Here is a 17,318-nt window from a genome sequence, read left to right as displayed (position 1 = left end):
TAGTATTTATAACAATATTAATATCGTTTTAATATAATTTTTTCGGTAAACACAAAGAATAATTTTAAGAAGGTTTTTCACAAAAAAGTCTAATTCTTCTACGAATCTATATACTGGAGAATAAAACAAAAAACCTTCTTTTCAGAAGGTTTTTTTATACTTAAATAATAACTAAATTAATTATACTATATAATTTTAATTCAAAAGAACTATTCATTCTAATTTTTGAGACTTTTGTATGTCGAAAATGTGTCGATTGAGTATTTAACCCACGCCACCATTGGGTTTGGTGGATTCAATTTTCTTAATTAATCCGTCAAATACTCATATGTTATAAACTGGAACAAAAAAACAAGAATACACAGAAAGTATTCTTGTTTTAGTTTTTAGCTTTTTATTAACTATGCAAATTTCCTTTTAACCAAGGTCGATTCCGATAATGACCTATTGGTATTTGGATTAAACTTGTTTTTCCTATTTCGTCTAATTTGTATAGCTCATCGCATAATTTTACATTATATCCAAGTAGTGGATGCCCCCCTAATCCTAATGCTGATGCGGCTATTAGTAAACGTTGAACCATTATGCCAGCTTCCATCTGTTGGACTCGATAGCCTCTATAACTATGTGTCGATTTTATATGCTCCATATTCCCCACTACATGTATACAAATTGGCACTTGGAATAAATTAACCGTTGGGGCACTCATTCCATTTTGGAGTTGCATACGATGATCGCCTAATTTAGTTTGTATTAGCGTATGGGTATGGTCATCATAATAATAAGCACCATTGTTAATGCCTTCAACGTTATACAAACATAAATATAATTTTGGCCGGTTATTATTATTTTTAAAGGTTCCATCTAAATCATTAATATATGAGAAGGATGCTGTTGCCTCTTTAAGTAGTGTTGCTAGGTTTATTTGACTAATAGGGCGTAAAACAAAGTCAAGTTCAGGTGAAAACCGTTCTTTACATATAGTGGCTAAATCATAGGATAGGCGCTCCACTTTAGGTAATATTATTCGATGCCTTTCATCTAAAGCATCAACTGCTTCATCAACTTTTCTAAATGTTTGTGTCGATTCGATCATCGAAACTTTATTCAGTTTAATTAGCATCGGGAACTCTTTAATCTTTTTTGATTTTACTAAATATTTATGTGAAACTGTTTGGAGCTCTTTACTTAAATCGATAGAATTATAATTTTTACTTTTTACATTAACTTTTGAAATTAAGGTAGATTCTTCAATAGTGAGTGGAATTACTCCATATACACTTTCCTCACGTTCGTTTATGCCGATTAAATGGTTGATTGCTTGATCTAGAAACTGGTAATATACTCCCGCTTTAAACCCAAAGCGTTTAGCCATCTCTAAAATCTGTCCAATTAGCACACCGCAATCTAACCCTTGAAGGCGATATGAAAAATTATTGTATTTAAAGAAGTTTTTCCAAAACATTGTTGAAATAAAAATTGTACCAAAACACTTTGGAAGATCACATCTATTTCCTAAAGCTCTTGTTATATAAGAATCAAAATTTCCTTCTCTTAATAAAACTAAGCAATGTCTAGCAACATCATAATGATAAATCCCCGAAGTGACTTGGTCAGACTTAAGATATAAATACAATTCATTCGGATACAATCCTCCACCCGATGGAATGAATCTTCGGTTTGAAGACATCATATTAACCATTTCGTTGGAACCGGAAGGTATTGCTGTTTGAGCAACTTGAGCTATTCCATATACATACCATAGAAAGTAGCCTATTTCGTCTAAATTCGGCTCAATTGAGTCCCTTTTTTCTTTTAAGGATAATGGAACGTTAAGAGAAAGTGGAATAGTAGGTAAATCTATATAAAGCTTATAAGTTAGTGGGGCATCCTCCCAATCTACTTCCCAATCCGATTGATTTGCCTTTTCAATATCAAAATGAAGATTGTGTAGAAATGTTTGTAAACTCATCCAATGACCTCCTATAACACCACCTATGGGAACGGGTGCGGATATGGATTGAGCTGCTCCGGCTTTAGCGGCTTCTTCGTATAGCCCATTTTAACAGGAACTTTTAACACTCGATCAAGTCCATTCAATCGTTTTAGATGATTGCCGAATGTCATAGGCAACATTCCTGGAATTAAGACTTTTACACAAGATAATCCATTTCTTTTGATTTCAGGTGTAGTTTGATCGACTACAATGACATCAAGATTTAATTGTTTAAATACTTGTAGAATATCCTTTAAATCATTCGTCAAATCAAGATGGTTTGTATCCCATTTAAATTCTTCTTCAAAAGTCTTTAATGGACGATTATCATCTAATAAAAACTTCAGACGCTCCTCTGCTTGTCGTAACCCATATAACATTCCATGATCATCCATTTGTTTAACGAGATTATTATCTAAAAGCATTTTCATATTTTGAGCGTAATTTTCTTCAAACTTTTTATCCAATGTTAACATCATGCCAGCTAACTCATGTACTGCGCTTTTAACTGCCCTAACTGGATCAAGATGAGCGCCTGCTGCACATATGAGATTTAAACCATGTTCTTTACGGTTTTTTGCAATGGCAACAATACTTGGAATTCCATTTTCCATCGTGGAATTAAATAAGTGAAGATCGTATCCGCCAACTAAACGCATGCGTTCAATCATTAAATCGAGTTCTTGATCCTTAGCCGATTTTGGATCAAGTCGAGGAAGAGGCAACTGAGCATACCAAGTCATTAAGAATGAATCCCGTTCAACAATTTCCAAAATACCGTAGAATATAGCTTCTTCTAAACTGCCTCCCAATGCACATCCATTGGAAGTTTCATACACAAAACCGTGTCCGCATCCTAGACTATAGTATGAAAGCAACTCTGGTACAAGAATCGGCTCTTCCTTCATAAATGAATAGCCCCATACCCAATCAATCTTCCGTTTAGGATTAAACTTCTTAAATGGAAAACGCGGCAGAGCATATTGCTCTTTCGAATGAGTACCGACAATTTCAGGATTAATTGCATACTCTTTTACGTTGTTATAGCTATCATGTACTACCGTTTTTTTCCCTCTTGGAGTGAGGCCGCAATACCTTTCTAACCCTTCCAAAATGGCAGTTAATTCACTAGATTCATATGAAAGTGTACGTCCTGCTGTTCCTTCATCCCCTTGGAGTAACGGTAGGTATACGGCTACATCTGCAAATGGCGTGGTTAGATCTATTGCCTTTCCATTTAAAAACCCTGTCTTTTGACCTAAATAGTCCTTAACTAACACTTTTTTTAATTCATCCATTGAGCGACTACGATAGCTAGTTGGAGAAACTTTCATACTAGGCTCGAGTGAAATAATAGCAGAATCAGAAGAATCATCTTCTAATTCACCACAAGTTGGACATAAAGGATTTGGTAAAAAAAAGTGATTAGAGCTTTTGAATGTTTTCATATTTAGTAAAAAAATACGTTCCTCTAGACGAGTTTCTTTACCGTTCATAAATTTTTCTACTTCAGCTACAATTAAGTAGGCCATTTGTAAAAGTCCCGTTCTTGTACCCCATACATCATCTGATACTCCATCACCTTCTAATAACTGATGATCTATTTCTAGCATTTCTATGCGCTCTCTACCAGCCATTAAACGTCTAAAATCGGCACACTTTATACATCCTTTTTGCCCTGGATGTACTAAAGGTCCGATTACACCTTCCCCAAATGATACACAAGCACGTAGCCATGGAACAGTTCCTATCCTTAAAGTTTCATCTGCTTTTTCATAAATCTTAGGGTTCCATGCATCATCCAAAATAAGTATTAAACTAGTATCCTCGGAAACCGGAGTCTCTAAATCTTTCTGTTGAACTATTTTATATTTATTTAAAAGAATTTCGGATGTGTACTTACTTAATAATCCCTCCCCAAAAATGGTAACCGTTGAATTCAAATCGAGCTCACCTCTCTTAACAAGACACCATAAACTCCCGCAAGTTCATCTACATTAATCGATTCAAGCATAAATTCCAATGTTAGTAATTCCATATTATTTTGTTTTAAGATATCGATCGCCGAGACTAATAAATCAGAATGTACAGCACGATTAGATTCAGTGATCATCATTTCAGATACTTGCTGTTCTTCCACTAAAACTGATGAACTCTGGATAGCTGTTGATGCAAGTAGTGGGGTTTTATTTTGCGATTCCTTAAGTACTTGTTTTAGTGCATCTTGTAAAGCCATTGTTCTATTTAAACCAACACTTCTATACCAGCCTTTTTCTGTACCAATCCAGACTACTGGAAATCCACAAATCTCTTTTCCTAATGCTATTTTTGGAGATTCATGTATTGTATTTAATGTTTGTAAATAAAATTGAGCACAATCATCTTCAATTTTTATTGCTTTAATTTCTTGAATATGATTTTGATTACCCGTTTGTTTATTAAGCTCCTCAGACAAATATTTTTGTAGTGCTCTACAAATACTTTCTGAAAAAGTTTGACCAGTAGCGATTGCGATGTATTCCCCAGGTTCAATACACTCTACAACATCAGAATCAGAATTCATAATAAGTTGACTGGCTATTTGAGATACATACATTTCAACTCCAGTAAGTCCCGCCTCTCTTCGTGCTTCTTCATGAGTTAATTCAGTACAAATCCTACTCGTTAATAGTTTTACTGGACCTTCTGTAAGAGGATCTACTACTTGTATCCGACATTGAGCTAATGGAAGTTGATTTAATTCGCCCTCATCCCAAACGTGAAATAATCCAGTTTCTTGTGAATTGAACTGCCCTAAGTAAGTTAATAACTTACTTTGATCTCCTCTAGGTTTGTTTTGCTCTAACTTTTCCTCAAAATTATGAACTATTTTAGCTTTCGCCTTTCCAGCGACTAGTGGATGAGGAGAGAATGTGTGCCAACTGCCCTCTAGCGTCTCTTGGTTAATAATATAAATCTGATTATTCTTTTCTGTTTCGCGTGAATTTGTAATATCCTTAAATAACTCGAACACCATTATATTTGCCAACATTGCTGATGTAATCGAAGACAATGGTTGGTTGATCCCTTCTTCACAGAGTATGTTTTGATGCACACTTCTCCAAGCCGATTCGAAGCAAGCATCAGAATTTGAAGTCACTAGTGGTCCGGCCATACAGATCTTTTGCGAAGAAATTGCTGGGATAAATCTCTTTTTCTCTCTTTTACATATCTCATTGAGCATTTTCAGCTCATAAACATGATCATCTTCTGTTACGTATAAAATCGAATCAAAAGTAGAAACAATCTCTTGTAATGAAAGCTTCTTTCTCTTAATTAATTCAACTTCGACTTCATGATCTGTCCTTTGTGCGTTGTCTACAATTTCTTTTATTCGTTTTTTTTCTGTATTCTCATTATTCGTTATTAAAAGATGGAATTTCGCTAACCCCGACTCTAATAAGGCTGAGACTAACGAAGTGACAATTGTTCCAGAACCAATTGCCAATATCTTAGATTGGCGATAGGTTTGAAAACGATATGAACCAGAGTCTCCAAAACAATTTAAAAACTCAATTTGACTTGCATACTTAGTTAAAATCTCTTTAGATAATTGATGTGGATGATCCTTACTTATATCCCGTGCAAAGCCATTTTTATATAAAATCTCACCAATTTCATATACTCTTTCTCGGTATTGGTCAGGCAAACCATTTGTTAAAATTTCTAATGAGTGTTCACCGTTAAACATAGGAAGTAGCTTTTCAATCCACTGGTAAACAGATGCACCTTCCATTCGAAATGAACTTAAGTTATTCCTAAAATAAACACCTCCATTCGAATCAGGTACAAAAAAAGTATCTCGATTAACCTTTAGACGTGCAGATGGACTCAATTTTGACATCCTTTTCAACCCCTTCGATACAGTGAGTTGTACATTGAATAAAATAAATACTTTCTTCATAATCCTATGTATATTATGTATTCCTTATGTCATAACATAACTAGAAAACCCCTACATAAGATCAGTAGGGGTTTATTGTCTAAATGGACAAATAGTTTTTATGAAACATTACAATTAACGGTGACAGCGACCGCAGTGACCGCAACCTCCGCAACGGAAACAGCCTCCACAACCAAAACAACCAAAACAACTAAAAAATGGGAAAAAACATGCAAAGCCAAAGCACATACGTGCATCTTGATTTTGATACTGATTATAATCCCATGGAACTACTTGACTAGATTGAAACTGTCCAACGTTTAATTCTTGAAGCTCTCTTTGAAAATCATACATTTTTATAACCTCCGACATAATATTTGAAAGCGAATAAAAACATAACGTACTTATAAAAAATAAATACGATTACCTAATTTGAATCTACGGAAACGTAGACTCTCATCAACAAAATATGATGAGTACTTGGGCATTGTTACCGATTCACTTGCCCAATTTATGAGCTGTTTGAAAGTACAAAAAAACCTCACATCAAAAGTGAGGTTTTTCGTACGTCATTCATTTTTTTCTTTACTCTTTCATCATTAAAATCAGTTATAACTTAATCTTCATTAAGCTTAATGTTATTAAGGGGGGAATATGAATATACATTCTTTTTAATTCCTCTTTTATTTATCCTGATTTCTTTTCCAAAAATTAATTGCGCTGCCTTTATTTTAAGTACTTTGAATAGTATGAGGTATAGTAATAATAGAAAATCAAAAATGAAAAGTAAGTCCCCTATCATAAAAAAAGAGAATATTGTATTGGAGATTTCTTCTGTTTGATCAAGAGTAGTAATTACAAAAACAGCATATCTTTCATAAACAGTACAGATTAAAAATATAGTTCCAACCACTAATGAAGTATAACTATAACCAATAGATCGTTCTCTTTTATTGAATTCTAAAAAGATTGGAAGTAAATATAGTAAAACAACAATAAAAATACTTAATAATAATCCAAACAAAGTAATTCGGCTATGTAACATAGACTGAACTAGCAAAAGTTTTCCTAGGATAAAAAAAAGTAACACTATACCCATCATTTGCCTCCTCATTTCTCCATTTAGAGCTACACTCATGATCACATCCGTATACAATCAATCACAAATTAAACGAGTTCCTTTTCAAAATAAATTATAGCCTTGCTTATTAAAGTTTCAAATGCTCTTTTTTACCGTTTTGATAGGTAAAAACAGTTAATATATAAAGTTCATATATGCCTTCCGCTATATAACAAGAGATTGTCGATTAAAGTATATTTATTACCGTTTTTAACGGTAAAAATAGTCATATCTTTATTCATCATATAAGTTTAAAATAATTTTGAAAACATTATCTCAACAACACTTTTTGTGATTGTTATCACAAAAATAGTTAGCTTATTTATGTTAGTAAAAATATTATTTTAAATCAAAGTAGGAGATGAGATGGATAAGGCGAGTTTAAGAAGATTACACTTAATCGATATTTTAAGTAGTCAAGAAAAATGGTTCAAAACGGAGGAGCTTGCTAAAAATTTAAATTGCACTGAGAAAACAATTCGAACTGATATACAAATTATCAATGCAACATTCCCAGAAGGATGGCATATTGAAACAATAAAAGGAAAAGGTATTTATATAAATAATCCAATTAATTCCTCGCTTGATCAAGTTCGTTCACTTTTTGTTAAAAACTCTTTATCGCTTCAGGTAATCATGTTTATTCTAATAAAAGACATTGAACACATTAGTGATTTAGGAAAAGTCTTATATACGCATCACAATACTGTTTACAAGATTCTCGAACGAGTAGACACCTTATTAAAGTCGTATAATTTAAGTTTGAAGCGTGCACCACTTGAAATTGTAGGCAATGAGTTTCAAAAAAGAATCTTATGCTGTGACGTATTGTATGGTCTATATTCCTATACAAATAAATGGGCTTATGATTCACTATCGTTTTCTATTATAAAAAAAGTAGTTACAAAGTCAGCTGAAAAAAATAATTTACTTTTATTTCCACCTACTATATATAAATATATTTATTATGTTGGTACGATGCTTCAAAGAATCGATCGAGATATTCAATTGGATTTAAATCCTTCAAACAATATTAAGGATTCAAAGTTTTTTTCAGTTGCAACTGATATATGCGTACAGCTAGAAAATATTTATAAAGTTTCAATTCCATTAAATGAACTAAACGCTCTTTCTATAATGATATCTGCATCCCCTTATTTTTCTAGCGATAATGAACCTCAAAATGAAATTATAAATAACTATCATAATAAATCAGAAAAACAATATATAGAATTACACGAGCTCGTTACGATGCTCGAAAAAAAGCTTAGTATAAAATTACATGATCATAATGATTTTATTCTCACTCTTCAAAAACAATTTAAAGCCTTTTCCCTAGTTCTTTTTTTAAACGGTAGAATTGATCGATCTTGTCTCATTTCCGAATACGTTAAAAAGCGATATCCGGAGTTATTTAATAAAGTAAAAACTGTATTTCGTAATTGGTGCAATTTCTTTTCATACCCAGAAGTAAGTAATGAAGTAATTGCTAAAATCACATTAAATATTCAAGCAATCATTATTAAATTATCATTAGTAAAAAAAAGGGTACTACTGTTAAGTAGTGAAGGCTATGGTGTAAGACAGTATATAACAACTAAACTAATAAAAGAATTTGGAGATAAAATACAATTTGTTGAACTTCAAAACGGCGTACTGAGTCCTGAAACGGTTAGTGAATTACGTTTGGACTTTATCATTGCTGATTTTCAAATTGATATCGAAATTGTTCCAATTGCGGTAATTAGTTCTACTCTTTCACAGCGCGATATTAATCATATCGCGCATTTATTAAAATAAATTTTATTTTGAATAAGCATTCAAAGGTGATTTTATGATAAAAGAAAAGTCAACATTAGTCACAAATGAGTTAGTTGAACTATTAAGGCAACTTGATCATGGTACTTTTTTACACGGGATGCGTGTAGGTGAAATGGCGTATAAATTTGGTAGATATTTAGATCTCTCTTTACATCAATCAAATCAATTGCATTTTATTGGTTATGTACATGATATTGGTAAGCTTAAAATACCGATTTCAATCGTTGCAAAAAGAGGTCCTCTTACTGATTTCGAGTGGAATCTAATGAAGAATCACACAATTTATGGGTATGATTTATTAAAAAATTTTTCATATCATAATGATATTTTAAATGCTGTACGGTATCATCATGAAAATATTGATGGGACTGGCTATGAAGGTTTATATAGTAACGAAATTGATTTTAATTCGAAAGTAATTAGAATAATTGATAGTTTTGATGCACTGACCCATGATCGTTCTTATCGAAAAAAATGTTCAATTGAAGTATCGTTAAAAAAAATTCAAAAACAAAGTGGTACCGTTTATGACCAGGATTTAATAAAGGAATTCACTAAGTTTATTTGTAAATTGTATTAAGTAGTATTCAATAATGCTAATAATTTACACCTATTAATTGCTAGACCAGAATCTATTAACATGTTATAGTTTCATTAAAATTATAAATTTCACTCGTATAATAGTGAGGATATGGCTCACAAGTTTCTACCGGTTAACCGTAAATTTACCGACTATGAGTGGTAACACATCTGACATGTTAGCTCTAGCGAATCAAAGACTCAAAATGTGTTACTTCACTCATTTTATACAGTGAAGTACATGTTTTGAGTTTTTTGTTTAGATTAAGGGGGATCATTATGGAATTTTTACTAAAAAAAATTGAACAAGAAGGAATCGTTTTAGCAAATGATGTATTAAAAGTGGATGCTTTCTTAAATCATCAAATGGATCCTGTTTTAATGAAAGAAATTGGGGAAGAATTTGCGCGTTTATTTTCTGAAGAAAAAATAACAAAGGTAGTTACTATAGAATCTTCAGGTATCGGACCTGGGCTAATGACAGCACTTGCTTTAAATGTCCCTCTAGTTTTTGCACGTAAGAAAAAATCAATCACAATGCAGCAAGATGTTTATACTGCTAAAGTATATTCATTTACAAAAAAAGAAGAAAATGAAATTTCAATTTCTCATAAATGGTTAGACGAAGGCGATAAAGTATTAGTAATAGACGATTTCTTAGCAAACGGACAGGCAGCTCTTGGTTTACTTTCAATCATGGAACAAGCGAAAGCAGAAACAGTTGGCTTCGGTATCGTAATTGAAAAATCATTCCAAGATGGTGGAAAGATTCTGCGTGATCGCGGTTATCGAGTTGAATCTCTCGCTCGTATTCAATCTTTAAAAGACGGACAAATTAAATACTTCAATGAAGAATTAACTGTTTAAAAATAAAAAAAAGACATTGTTTGAACGATTTGTGTTGTTCACAATGTCTTTTTTTATTAATTAAGCCTTTTTTATTATTAAATAGACAAAGTAAGGTCCACCGATTAGGGCAACTATAATCCCTGCTGGTATTCCTTCTGGATCGACTAAGTTTCTTCCGATTGTGTCGGCAACTAATAGTAATAATCCACCAATTAAAATTGCGATGGGTATAAATAATTGATTTCTCGGGCCAACTAAACTTTTAGCAATATGGGGTGCCATTAATCCGATAAACGCAATTCCTCCTGTTACTGAAACAGCAGATGCTGCTAATGCAACTGCTGCTAACATTAAAACAATTCTTTCCTTTTCTAATGAGACCCCTACCCCGATTGCAACAGGCTCATTTAAATTAAGAAGGTTTAATGTGTTTGCTTTATATAGAGTAAACGGAATTAATACAATTAGCCAAGGTAAGAATGCCCAAATAAACGGCCAATCTGTCCCCCATATATTACCTGCTAACCATTTTGCAATAAAATCTACTTTAGCACGTTCCGAAGATGAAATTAATACAATCATGATTCCTGAAAGAGCCATCGAAAAACCAATACCTACTAAAACGAGTCTTATAGGTTGTAAACCCGTATTTTTCTTATAAGAAAATAAGTAAATAATAATTGCTGTAACAACAGCACCACAAAATCCAACGATTGGGATTAAATAAACAAACGATCCTGCTTCAATTGGAAAGTATAAAAAGAATACTGTAATAGCTACACCTGCACCAGCATTAAAACCTAGTATTCCAGGCTCAGCCATATCATTTCGTGTTACCCCTTGCAAAATTGCACCAGATAATGCAAGTGCCATTCCCGCCATTAAAGATATAATCATTCTAGGTAATCGAATTGAAAAGATGACAAACTCTTCTTTAAATGTACCATCCCCTAAAAATGTTGGAAGTAATCTACTATATGGTATTGCTGAAAATCCCATTCCCATTCCAATAAACATTGTAAATAGAATAAGTATAAAGAGTATTAACAGAATAAACCTTTGTTTTCTAATAATAGCAGGGTGTATCATGAGAATTCTTTGCCTCCTTTATGTATGATAAATAGAAAGAAAGGAAGGCCAATCATTGCAACAATCGCTGCAACAGGTGTTTCATAAGGTATATTAATTGTTCGCCCAAGTGTATCTGCCAAAAGTAAGAATGTAGCACCAAAAATAGCAGACATCGGTATAATAAATCGGTAATCAGTTCCGACGAATCCACGTACCAAATGAGGTACCATTAAACCAAGAAATGCCATATTTCCTACTAGAGCAACTGCCGCTCCAGCTAGTAAAACGATTACTACAAATAAGATTGCTTTGATTTTTGGGATATTTTGACCTAAACCTACAGCAACCTCTTCATTTAAACTAAGTATTGTTAATTGACGCGCCAAGAAAATTGCTACTAGAATACCAACTACAATAAATGGTGTAATCGTTTTTACTTGCCCCCATGAAGTACCAACTAATCCACCTGAAGTCCACATTGAAATATTTTGAGATATTTTAAAGTAAATCCCTACCCCTTCAGAAATAGCAGTTAAAAAACCTGTAACAGCCGCTCCTGCTAAAACAATACGAAATGGAGAAAAGCCGCCTTTTTTCACTGTAGCAATACCAAAAACGATTAGTGAACCGACCGCTGCACCAATAAAACAAGCTATCATAATCCCAAAATAATTTACTTTTGGTAGGAAAGCCATTGTTATTGCTAATGCTGCATTTGCTCCTGCTGTTAATCCAAGCAGACCTGGATCTGCAAGAGGATTTCTTGTCATACCTTGCATGATAGCGCCTGCCACTGCAAGAGCTGCCCCTACAAATATTGCCGCTACCTCTCGGGGTAACCGTAACTCTCTAATAATAGAAATCTGTTGACTATTCATATTTGTAAAAATTGCATTCCAGACATCACCAACGGTTGTATCCGCTGCTCCGAAAACAATTGAGATTACAAACATAACGATAAAAATGATAATCCCCAATATAAATTTAAAAAAGAATGGAACAGTGCCTTTGTTTTTTTGTGTCATTAGCCTCTCATCTTCTCTTTATAGAATGTCTTCAGACTGCCCGCCAAACGCTCGCTTTCTGCAGTGCTCATTACTGAATCAGTCTGCAATAAAATTTTTGGACAATGTCTAAATAATAAGAGTAGGAATAATAGAATTCCTACTCTTATTTTTGTTAATTACCTAAAAATTGCTTTTTAAAGAATTCTAATTGCATGTCTAAAGTATCTGGATCATTGAAATAGAATTCACTTCCATTTACTCCGAAAACGTGCTTATTCTTTACTGCTGGTATATTTTTGTAAGTATCTGTTTTTTCTACAGAAGTATCTGTTTGATCAAATTTACTGAAGATTACATAGTCACCCATAAACTCAGGAAGTACTTCTAAGGAGATTGCATAATATCCTGGTTTCAATGCATTTTCTTCAACTTTTTGAGGCATTTTTAATTTCATCTCTTGGAAAAGAATCTCTGTTCCACGACCCCAGTTGTTACCATATACATAAAGCTGCTTGTCGAATTTTTCAATTACCGAAACAGTTGCATCTGGACCAATTTTAGCTTTAATCTCTTCTCCGGCCTTTTGTGCACGGGCTTTAAAATCATCTACCCAAGCTTGCGCTTCTTTTTCTTTGTTTAATAATTTTCCAATTTCAATATGTTGAGTTAAGTAATCTACTTTGCCGTATGTATAAACTACAGTAGGTGCGATTTTCTTTAATTTATCAAGGTTTTTAACATTATCTAAACCAATGATTAAATCAGGATTTAACTCAATAATTTTTTCGATATTATCATCTGAAACTACTTCAGCATTTTTTAATTTTTCAGCCCAGCGAGGATTCGACTTAGACCAAGAATCTACACCGACGATATTAACTCCTAAAGACATTACATTTCCTGCAAACGAAGATAATACTACTACACGTTTAGGATTTGCTGGGACTTTAACTGGACCATTTTGAGATTGATATGTAATAGTTCCAGACTTTTTTGGTACATTCTTTGAGCTTTCTGTACTTGATGCTCCTTTACTACATGCACTAATAATTAGCACGAATATTAAAAGAAATGGTATTAAGATTTTCTTCATTTTTCTCTTCTCCCTTAAGTAAGTTGTATGTAATGCACATTGGTTTATTTGTTCTTGGGTCTCTTCCAATTACTGTGTCAATCGAAAAAACTTTTTTTAGAACTTCATGTGTAATAACTTCTTCGCAAGAACCTGCTTTTACGATTTCCCCATCTTTAAGTGCGATGATATAATCCGCAAATCTAGCTGCTTGATTTAGGTCATGTAAAACCATTACAATCGTACGGTCTTGCTCCTGATTCAGCTTTTGTAACAACTCTAAAATTTCGAGCTGATGAGCTAAATCCAAATATGTAGTAGGCTCATCAAGGAAAATGATTTCAGTTTCTTGTGCTAACGCCATTGCGATCCAAACTCGTTGACGTTGACCTCCTGAAAGTGAATCAACTGACTTGTACTTATATTCCTTTGTACCTGTAACCTCAAGTGCCCAGTCAATTACTTCAATATCTTTTTTAGTTAATCTGCCAAAACCACTTTGATATGGGAATCGCCCGTAAGATACTAGTTCACCTACTGTTAAACCACTTGCACTCTCTGGTGTTTGAGGTAGAATCGCCATTTTTTTAGCTAGTAATTTAGTATTCTCTGAAGCAATGTTTTCTCCATCTAAGATAATCGTTCCGGATTGATGAGAGATTATTCTTGTAATCGCCTTCAAAAGAGTCGATTTACCGCATCCATTTGAACCGATGATTGTTGTAATTTGTTTATCCGGAATTTTTATATTAAGGTCTTTTACAATCAAACGATCACCATAACCAATGGTCAATTCATTAGTATATAACCGAACCATAAACGGACCTCCATTCATCTAATATTCAAACCGTTAATGAGAATGATAATTATTATCAATAAATGTTACTAGGTAAATATAAGTCTATTTACTATTATTGTCAATATTAATTTTTAGTGAAATTATTGAAAATTTCTCAAAAATGGTTTATATTTTATTGAGAATGATAATCAATGACAGAATATTCTGGAGTGAGACGGAAATGAATATAAATGATCTATATGATGTAACAGTAATCGGGGGAGGTCCTGCTGGACTATACTCTGCTTTTTATAGTGGTTTAAGAGAAATGAAAACAAAAATAATAGAATTTCAATCTGAATTAGGTGGGAAAGTCCATTGTTATCCTGAGAAGATGATTTGGGATGTTGGAGGACAGCCACCAATTCCCGGTGAGAAATTCATCGGCCAAATCGTTCAGCAAGGTATAACGTTTGATCCTACAGTTGTATTAAATGAAAAAGTCGACACGATCACTCGTGATGATAATGGCATTTTTATTTTACATACTTCTTCAGGTCAAAAGCATTATTCTAAAACAATTATTGTTGCAGTTGGTAGTGGAATATTAAACCCAACGAAGCTTAAAATAGATGGTGCAGAAAGATTTGAAGTTTCAAATTTAAACTATACAGTAAAATCACTTAAACATTTTAAAGACAAAACTGTAATCGTTTCCGGTGGCGGTAACTCTGCGATTGATTGGGCTAATGAATTAGAGCCGGTTGCTAAGAAAGTTTATTTAACTTACCGAAAAGATGCTCTAAAAGGTCATGAAGCACAAGTCTCTCAATTAATGAATAGTTCAGTAGACTGTCTATTCAATACATCAATTACGAAATTAATTGCTTGTGAAAATCATGAAGAAATAGAAAAAGTTGAACTAACAAATAACGAAACTGGTGAAATATCTCACTTGACAATTGATGAAGTAATCATAAACCACGGTTATGAACAAGATACTTCTTTATTAAATAACAGTGAAATAAAAGTAGAAATGATTCAAGATTTCTATATTAAAGGGAATACAACGAGTGAAACTTCGATTGAAGGAATCTATGCAGCCGGAGATATTCTAATGCATGAAGGAAAGTTACAATTAATTGCTGGCGCATTTCAAGATGCCGCTAATGCCGTAAATAAAGCAAAGCAATATATTCAACCAGATGCTAGTGGATCAGCAATGGTTTCATCTCACAATGAAGTGTTTAAACAACGAAATCGTGATTTAATTAAACAGATGATGAACTAGAAAACAACTTCTCTTTTCCATGTTAAACTATTAAACAACAAATGAAAAATGAATCAACATTTTATTTTGATACGATAGATGAATTTAGCAATTTTTCATTAGGTTAAAACAAAAAACAAAATAAACTTACTCTTTAAAAAAACGCATCATTTTTAAAATTTTTGTGTTAGTTTTGAGGAAATTTTCATAAAAAGAAGACCTTCAATACACGGTCTTCTTTTTGAATTTTCTAATGCAATTAATATGTAAAGCTTTCATAACAATTGCAATTTTTGTTTCTTTTTATCATCAACTAGGTATATTAGTCCGCCTGCTGTTTGAATCAACTTCTTCTTTTTTTCCAATTTTAAAAATAAAGAAGGAAGAAATCACTAAAACTGTAATTAATGATGTTAAATAGAATTGAGAGCGAAGATCATCCATAAAGTACATCGAAAAATAGATGACGATCATCACTAGTATAGTAACGTAAGTAACATATGGGAAACCCCACATTTTTAATCGTAACACTTTTCCCGTTTTCTCAGCTTGCCTTCGCTTTATTACATGTGATACTGCAATAACAATATACACTAGAAGAGCAATTGAACCTGATGCATTCAAGAGAAATGAAAAAAGTTTATCAGGTGAAATAAAGTTAAAAATTGCCGCTAGGAAGGCGAAAGCTGAACTTGCCCATACGGCCCAATACGGTGATCCACCTTTATTTACTTTTGTAAAGATTCTCGGTGCACTTCCTTGCTGCGCCAAAGAATAAAGCATTCGAGAATTCGTATAAAGTGCTGAATTTAAACATGAGAGTACTGAAAAAAGTACAACAACCTTCATGATTGTTCCAGCTCCTGGAATCCCTAAATTGTTAAGCAACGTTACATATGGGCTACTTAATGATTTTGCATCATCCCAAGGCATTAATAAAACTAAAATAGATACTGACCCAATGTAGAACAATGCTACACGCCAAACAACAGTATTAATGGCAGTAACAACAGATTTTTGAGGGTCTTTTGATTCTCCAGCAGCAATTGCTGCAATTTCAGCCCCAAAGAAAGCAAACATAACTGTCATAAAACCACCTAATATTGCGCTTATACCTTTCGGGAAAAATCCGCCGTGTTGTGTCAAATTTGAAAATCCCGGAGACTGGATCGTAGGGATTAATTTGAATAAAATTGCAAGACCTAATAACATAAACGCTGAGATCGCCACTACCTTTGTAATGGCAAACCAATATTCAAACTCTCCAAATGTTTTCACTGATAAAATATTAGTAAGTGTAAGTACAAATGTAAGAATTAAAGCCCAGCCCCATAATGGGATACTTGGGAACCATGAATTCATTATATTTGCACCTGCAATCGCTTCAATTGCAATTGTAATTAACCAGAAAAACCAATACAACCAACCAATCGTGTATCCTGCCCAAGGGCCAATCGACTCTTTTGCATACGTTGAAAATGAACCACTAACTGGGTTCTCAGCAGCCATTTCTCCTAACATTCTCATAAGTAGTGCAACTAATAATCCCGCTATTAAATAGGCAACAATTGCTGATGGACCCGCACTATGAATAACATTCCCACTACCTACGAATAAACCTGCCCCAATAATTCCACCAATTGAAATCATTTGAATATGACGGTGTTTTAGATTTTGTTGTAAACCATTGTGTTGTTTCTCCATATTCACCCTATCCTTTTTTCTGTTAATATAAAAGAATTTATAAAAACCTTGCAGTAAAAGACTCGAGCAAGTCCCATTAATCTACACATTTGGACGTTACTTTTAAAAAGTTTGAACATATGAAAATCA

The 17,318-nt window shown here is 33.2% G+C and carries 14 protein-coding genes and 1 riboswitch; of the genes, 4 read left to right on the top strand and 10 right to left on the bottom strand.

The genetic code is table 11. The features are described from left to right. Positions 1-397: 397 nt before the first annotated feature. From CN514_RS02775 to CN514_RS02755, 5 genes are all read right to left on the bottom strand, one after another. A complete protein-coding gene (locus CN514_RS02775; RefSeq protein WP_098231278.1) occupies positions 398-1,972 on the bottom strand; it encodes a SagB family peptide dehydrogenase in 1,575 nt (524 codons plus the stop codon). 23 nt (positions 1,973-1,995) lie between these two features. After that, positions 1,996-3,939: a TOMM precursor leader peptide-binding protein gene (locus tag CN514_RS02770; RefSeq protein WP_098231277.1), complete on the bottom strand. Its 1,944-nt coding sequence runs from the start codon at positions 3,937-3,939 to the stop codon at positions 1,996-1,998. Continuing rightward, complete coding sequence (locus CN514_RS02765; RefSeq protein WP_098231276.1) at positions 3,936-5,879, bottom strand: putative thiazole-containing bacteriocin maturation protein; 1,944 nt, start codon at positions 5,877-5,879, stop codon at positions 3,936-3,938. Before CN514_RS02765 ends, CN514_RS02770 begins: the two co-directional genes overlap by 4 nt. A 174-nt stretch (positions 5,880-6,053) precedes the next feature. Continuing rightward, the gene (locus CN514_RS02760) at positions 6,054-6,272 is read right to left on the bottom strand and encodes a heterocycloanthracin/sonorensin family bacteriocin (RefSeq protein WP_098231275.1); all 219 of its coding nucleotides are present in this window, start codon (positions 6,270-6,272) and stop codon (positions 6,054-6,056) included. A gap of 262 nt (positions 6,273-6,534) precedes the next feature. After that, positions 6,535-7,017 carry a hypothetical protein gene (locus CN514_RS02755; protein WP_098231274.1) on the bottom strand — a complete coding sequence of 161 codons (483 nt, stop codon included), beginning with the start codon at positions 7,015-7,017 and terminating at the stop codon, positions 6,535-6,537. A gap of 387 nt (positions 7,018-7,404) precedes the next feature. Between CN514_RS02755 and CN514_RS02750 the strand changes: the two genes are divergently transcribed. The 3 genes from CN514_RS02750 (at position 7,405) to CN514_RS02740 (ending at position 10,305) form a co-directional block, all read left to right on the top strand. Then, positions 7,405-8,838 (top strand): BglG family transcription antiterminator, encoded by a 1,434-nt coding sequence (locus CN514_RS02750; RefSeq protein ID WP_098231273.1) that lies wholly within the window; start codon positions 7,405-7,407, stop codon positions 8,836-8,838. 34 nt (positions 8,839-8,872) lie between these two features. Then, a complete protein-coding gene (locus CN514_RS02745) occupies positions 8,873-9,439 on the top strand; it encodes an HD-GYP domain-containing protein (protein WP_098231272.1) in 567 nt (188 codons plus the stop codon). Between the two features lie 73 nt (positions 9,440-9,512). After that, positions 9,513-9,614, top strand: a riboswitch (purine riboswitch). A 103-nt stretch (positions 9,615-9,717) separates the two neighbouring features. Beyond that, positions 9,718-10,305, top strand: coding sequence for a xanthine phosphoribosyltransferase (locus CN514_RS02740; protein ID WP_098231271.1), 588 nt, complete (start codon positions 9,718-9,720; stop codon positions 10,303-10,305). 60 nt (positions 10,306-10,365) lie between these two features. On the opposite strand, the gene CN514_RS02735 is transcribed toward CN514_RS02740, so the two are convergent. The 4 genes from CN514_RS02735 to CN514_RS02720 form a co-directional block, all read right to left on the bottom strand. Then, on the bottom strand, positions 10,366-11,376 hold the full coding sequence (locus CN514_RS02735; protein WP_098231270.1) for a FecCD family ABC transporter permease: 1,011 nt from the start codon (positions 11,374-11,376) through the stop codon (positions 10,366-10,368). Continuing rightward, positions 11,373-12,383, bottom strand: a complete 1,011-nt coding sequence (locus CN514_RS02730) for a FecCD family ABC transporter permease (RefSeq protein ID WP_098231269.1) — start codon at positions 12,381-12,383, stop codon at positions 11,373-11,375. The genes CN514_RS02735 and CN514_RS02730 overlap by 4 nt, the downstream gene beginning before the upstream one ends. A 154-nt stretch (positions 12,384-12,537) precedes the next feature. Then, entirely contained in the window at positions 12,538-13,458 is a 921-nt protein-coding gene (locus tag CN514_RS02725; protein ID WP_098231268.1) for an iron-hydroxamate ABC transporter substrate-binding protein, read from the bottom strand. Next, positions 13,409-14,254, bottom strand: a complete 846-nt coding sequence (locus CN514_RS02720) for an ABC transporter ATP-binding protein (protein WP_098231267.1) — start codon at positions 14,252-14,254, stop codon at positions 13,409-13,411. Before CN514_RS02720 ends, CN514_RS02725 begins: the two co-directional genes overlap by 50 nt. Positions 14,255-14,456: 202 nt before the next feature. Between CN514_RS02720 and CN514_RS02715 the strand changes: the two genes are divergently transcribed. Next, positions 14,457-15,506 carry an NAD(P)/FAD-dependent oxidoreductase gene (locus tag CN514_RS02715; RefSeq protein WP_098231266.1) on the top strand — a complete coding sequence of 350 codons (1,050 nt, stop codon included), beginning with the start codon at positions 14,457-14,459 and terminating at the stop codon, positions 15,504-15,506. Positions 15,507-15,794: 288 nt separating this feature from the next. On the opposite strand, the gene CN514_RS02710 is transcribed toward CN514_RS02715, so the two are convergent. Beyond that, the gene (locus tag CN514_RS02710) at positions 15,795-17,189 is read right to left on the bottom strand and encodes an amino acid permease (protein WP_098231265.1); all 1,395 of its coding nucleotides are present in this window, start codon (positions 17,187-17,189) and stop codon (positions 15,795-15,797) included. Positions 17,190-17,318: the final 129 nt, after the last annotated feature.

The sequence above is a fragment of the Bacillus sp. AFS001701 genome, assembly GCF_002559405.1.
Classification (GTDB): Bacteria; Bacillota; Bacilli; order Bacillales; family Bacillaceae_G; genus Gottfriedia.
This window is presented reverse-complemented; position numbering and strand designations above follow the sequence as displayed.

Coding starts and splice junctions, on each gene's coding strand:
- CN514_RS02765 (WP_098231276.1), bottom strand. CDS start 5,879: ATGTCAAAATTGAGTCCATCTGCACGTCTAAAGGTTAATCGAGATACT.
- CN514_RS02730 (WP_098231269.1), bottom strand. CDS start 12,383: ATGACACAAAAAAACAAAGGCACTGTTCCATTCTTTTTTAAATTTATA.
- CN514_RS02755 (WP_098231274.1), bottom strand. CDS start 7,017: ATGGGTATAGTGTTACTTTTTTTTATCCTAGGAAAACTTTTGCTAGTT.
- CN514_RS02725 (WP_098231268.1), bottom strand. CDS start 13,458: ATGAAGAAAATCTTAATACCATTTCTTTTAATATTCGTGCTAATTATT.
- CN514_RS02750 (WP_098231273.1), top strand. CDS start 7,405: ATGGATAAGGCGAGTTTAAGAAGATTACACTTAATCGATATTTTAAGT.
- CN514_RS02775 (WP_098231278.1), bottom strand. CDS start 1,972: ATGAGTTTACAAACATTTCTACACAATCTTCATTTTGATATTGAAAAG.
- CN514_RS02715 (WP_098231266.1), top strand. CDS start 14,457: ATGAATATAAATGATCTATATGATGTAACAGTAATCGGGGGAGGTCCT.
- CN514_RS02745 (WP_098231272.1), top strand. CDS start 8,873: ATGATAAAAGAAAAGTCAACATTAGTCACAAATGAGTTAGTTGAACTA.
- CN514_RS02760 (WP_098231275.1), bottom strand. CDS start 6,272: ATGTATGATTTTCAAAGAGAGCTTCAAGAATTAAACGTTGGACAGTTT.
- CN514_RS02740 (WP_098231271.1), top strand. CDS start 9,718: ATGGAATTTTTACTAAAAAAAATTGAACAAGAAGGAATCGTTTTAGCA.
- CN514_RS02735 (WP_098231270.1), bottom strand. CDS start 11,376: ATGATACACCCTGCTATTATTAGAAAACAAAGGTTTATTCTGTTAATA.
- CN514_RS02720 (WP_098231267.1), bottom strand. CDS start 14,254: ATGGTTCGGTTATATACTAATGAATTGACCATTGGTTATGGTGATCGT.
- CN514_RS02710 (WP_098231265.1), bottom strand. CDS start 17,189: ATGGAGAAACAACACAATGGTTTACAACAAAATCTAAAACACCGTCAT.